The organism is Nocardioides sp. CPCC 206348, assembly GCF_048654705.1.
Taxonomy (GTDB): domain Bacteria; phylum Actinomycetota; class Actinomycetes; order Propionibacteriales; family Nocardioidaceae; genus Nocardioides.
Genome location: NZ_JBMCZA010000149.1, coordinates 1 through 3153, shown reverse-complemented (window position 1 = coordinate 3153; position 3153 = coordinate 1). Strand labels below are relative to the sequence as shown.

Annotated in this window: 4 protein-coding genes; all 4 read right to left on the bottom strand. The window is 69.9% G+C overall.

What is annotated here, in order from left to right; all coding sequences use genetic code 11:
• A partial coding sequence (locus ACOADB_RS10230) for a hypothetical protein (protein WP_378597876.1) occupies positions 1 to 669 on the bottom strand: 669 nt, incomplete at its 3' end.
• Complete coding sequence (locus tag ACOADB_RS10225) at positions 666 to 1361, bottom strand: hypothetical protein (RefSeq protein ID WP_378597874.1); 696 nt, start codon at positions 1359 to 1361, stop codon at positions 666 to 668. The genes ACOADB_RS10225 and ACOADB_RS10230, both read right to left, overlap by 4 nt.
• A 1-nt stretch (position 1362) precedes the next feature.
• Complete coding sequence (locus ACOADB_RS10220) at positions 1363 to 2046, bottom strand: hypothetical protein (protein ID WP_378597872.1); 684 nt, start codon at positions 2044 to 2046, stop codon at positions 1363 to 1365.
• 75 nt (positions 2047 to 2121) lie between these two features.
• Positions 2122 to 3153, bottom strand: a 1032-nt coding sequence (locus tag ACOADB_RS10215; RefSeq protein ID WP_378597870.1) for a hypothetical protein, incomplete at its 5' end; no start/stop codon positions are given.

The window sequence follows — 3153 nt, the reverse complement described above, 5'->3', positions numbered from 1 at the left end:
GATCGGCACACCGTCGAACCGCGCCCGGACGCGCCCGGACGGATCGAGGTAAACGCTCGGGTTGGCGCCGGCGCTGGTGCTGTCGACAGGACTGGCGTTCAGGGAGAGCAGTCCGCCTCCCGCGCTGCCGGGTGCCGCCTTGAACCACAGTCCGATCGTGTACGACGTCGAGGCGGCCGCCGCGGTGGTCGTCGAGATCACGTCCGCGGCGTACTGCGTGCTGCCGTCGAAGGCCGCAGCGCTCGTGGTGCCCCACTTGTCGGTCGCGTTGCGAGTCACCCGGTTGCGCGCCAGCAGTGGATCACCGCTCGTCGTGCTGTTGGCGAAGGCCGCGGGAGCACACGACGTGACCTGGACCTGCTGGGTGAACGCCCCGCCTCCGGTCGTCTGATTGCTCAGCGTCGTGTCGAGGGTCTGCGTCGAAGCCGACGAGGCGGCCGCGGTGACCGGGCTGCCTGCGCAGGCTGTGTCCGCGGGACCGGCGCCGACGCAGGTGGTGCTGGCGTAGGTGTGGCTGAAGGCCAGGCGTCCGGTCTTCGCCGTGTTGGTGGCGTTCGCGACCTGCGCGGTGGTCCAGCCGGCGCGGGTGGCCTCAGCACCGAGGACGAGGATCGCAAGTCCGACGACCAGGGCAAGGAGCAGCGGCCCGGAGCGCGGCCGCCACCTCATGACGCGAGGGTCCAGGTCAGCGGCTGGGAAGCGATGACGTTCTGGCTCGCGATGCTCGCTGCGGCGTTGAGCGCGATGGTGAACCGGCAGGTCCACTGGGCGCCCGCATTCAGTTCGGCGCCGGTCGCCGTGTGGACCTTCGTCGCCGTCGGCGGCACACCCGCGACGTGGACCAGGTCCACCCAGGCCGATCCGCCGGCGTACGTCCCACCGGGCGAGCAGGAGACGGCGACCGTCAGCTCACTGGTCGCGGTGCACAGGTTCGTGGCCGCCGGCGTCCCGCTGCCCGCCGTCGGGGTCTGGCTGCAGGCGCCTGGCGCGAGCGAGAAGGTCGCCGCGTTGGCGGCTCCGATGTTCGAGAACGTGACGTCCACGGTCCGCGATCCGCCGGGCATCAGGGGCGAGGCAGTGCCGCCGTACTTGTTGATCCCGCTGCAGGTCGAGACGTTGGTGGTCTGGTCGCTGGAACGACAGGTGGTGCTGCCGTCGGTCTCGGCCAGGATGACTGCCTTGGCGGTGGCGACGGCGTTGGTGTCGTTGCCGACGACGGCACTGGTCCAGGAAGCAAGGGCGCCGGACGTGCCGAGCATCAGGACGGCAGCCGAACAAGCACCGGCGAGCCAGATCACGACGATGCCCCGCTGGCGATCAGCGCGACGTCGCGGCCGTGGTGCGCGGTGCCTGGTCGACATCTCACACCACGCTGATCCGCCAGACGAGGTCCTGCGCCACCGTCTGCCCGCCATAGTTCGCGGCCGTCGCGGCGGGCAGGGCCACCGTGAAGGTGCAGTCGACGGCGTCACCACTACCGAGCCCGCCGGTGATGGTCTGGGCGCCGCTGAAGGTCCCGAGCGCCACGGCCGCCACCGACAGGACATTGACCGCACCGGCGTCGTCGCAGGAGACCGCGACGGTCAGCTGGCTGCACAGGTCATCGAGGGGCGCAGGTGCCTGGCCGCTGTTGGTGCCCGAGTGGTACGTCGCGCTGCAGGCGCCGGGCGTCAGTGTGAAGGTCGCTGCGTCACCGCTACCCGTGTTGGTCAGCGTCACCGTCGTCGAGATGGAGTCCCCCGGCTCGAGCGCCGTCACGCCGGTCGCTGCCGCGCCGTCGTCGCCGTACTTGTTGATGGTCGAGCAGGTGGCGGTGTTGCTCGCCGTCCCGCTGGTCGTGCACGTCGTCGCGCCCGGACCGGTCTCCTCGAGCACGACGGACGTCGCGCTGTCAGCATGGTTGTCGTCGTTGCCCAGGACCGCTTCGGTCCAGCTGGACAGGGTGCCACTGATACCGAGGGCCAACACCACCGCCGAAACAGCACCGGCAGCGGCGAGCACGAAGCCGCGGCGTCGGCGCGGATCACGAGGAAGGTTGGGGTTCATACCCCCTTCCATCGACCGGTCCAGACCAGTGCTGAGGACTTTCATCCCGGCAAGGCGGGACGGGAGTCCCTCAGGTCAGGGACCGCAGGTCTTGCTGTTGTTCTTGCCTGCGTAGTTGTAGGTGTTGGAAAGGGCCGATTCGACTCCTCCGACCACCGCGGCGATCCGGAACGTCCCGGCCTCGTCGTTGATCGGGACCGACAGTCCTGTGTACGGCGACGTGACGTCGGGCAGCGTCGTGGGCGGCCTGAAGCTGCCACCGCCTCCGTAGTACAGCTTGAACGAGTCGGCCGTGCCCGGTCCGGGCCAGGTCCAGTTGAGGGTGTACTCGGTGAGCCCGTTCGCAGGGATGCAACTGGTGATCGTCGGGGCGGCAGGGGCAGTGACCGTGAACCCGGTGTTCAGGGGCGTCGCTGCGTTGCCCGCGACATCGGTTGCGGTGAACGCCGTCGTGTAGGTGCCCACGACCATCAGGGCCGCGGTCAGCCCGCTGGTGCGGTACTGCGTGCCCGAGACCAGGGTCATCGACTGGGGCGAGCAGCCCGTTCCGTTGACGAACGCCGACCCGTTCCAGCACTGGACGGTCCCGCTCGTGCGGACCAGCTTCACGAACACCGTGCTGATGCCGGATCCGCCGGTGTCAGTCGCTGTCACGCAGATCTGGTTGGGGCTCGACGCACAGCTGAGTCCGGTCCAACCGGCCCCGGACGCGCCGTTGGCCGGCAGCGGGTTGGAGAGCACCGGCGGGGTCGTGTCCACGACAGGGGTCGTGATCGTGGCGGTCGCGGTGGAGGTGTCGGTCCAGACGGCCGAGGTGAAGGCCCAGGGCGCTCCACCCGTCACTCCGATGACGCCGCCGAGGGCGATCACGGATGCGAGGCCAGCGGGTACCAGGACCCGGCTTCGGTTGCCGCTCTCACGTGGTGCGTCGCTGGCGCGGCGACCGAAGCCGAGGACGAGGGAGGCCAGGACCAGGAGAGCCATGACCAGGAGCCCGAACGGGCTCGACGCGGCGCTGAGCACGTGACCGGCGTACGGAACGCCGAGGACGACGCGGTCGGCGCCGGTGACGTAGTAGGTCTCCGCGTCCGGGGAGTCGTTGGTGTC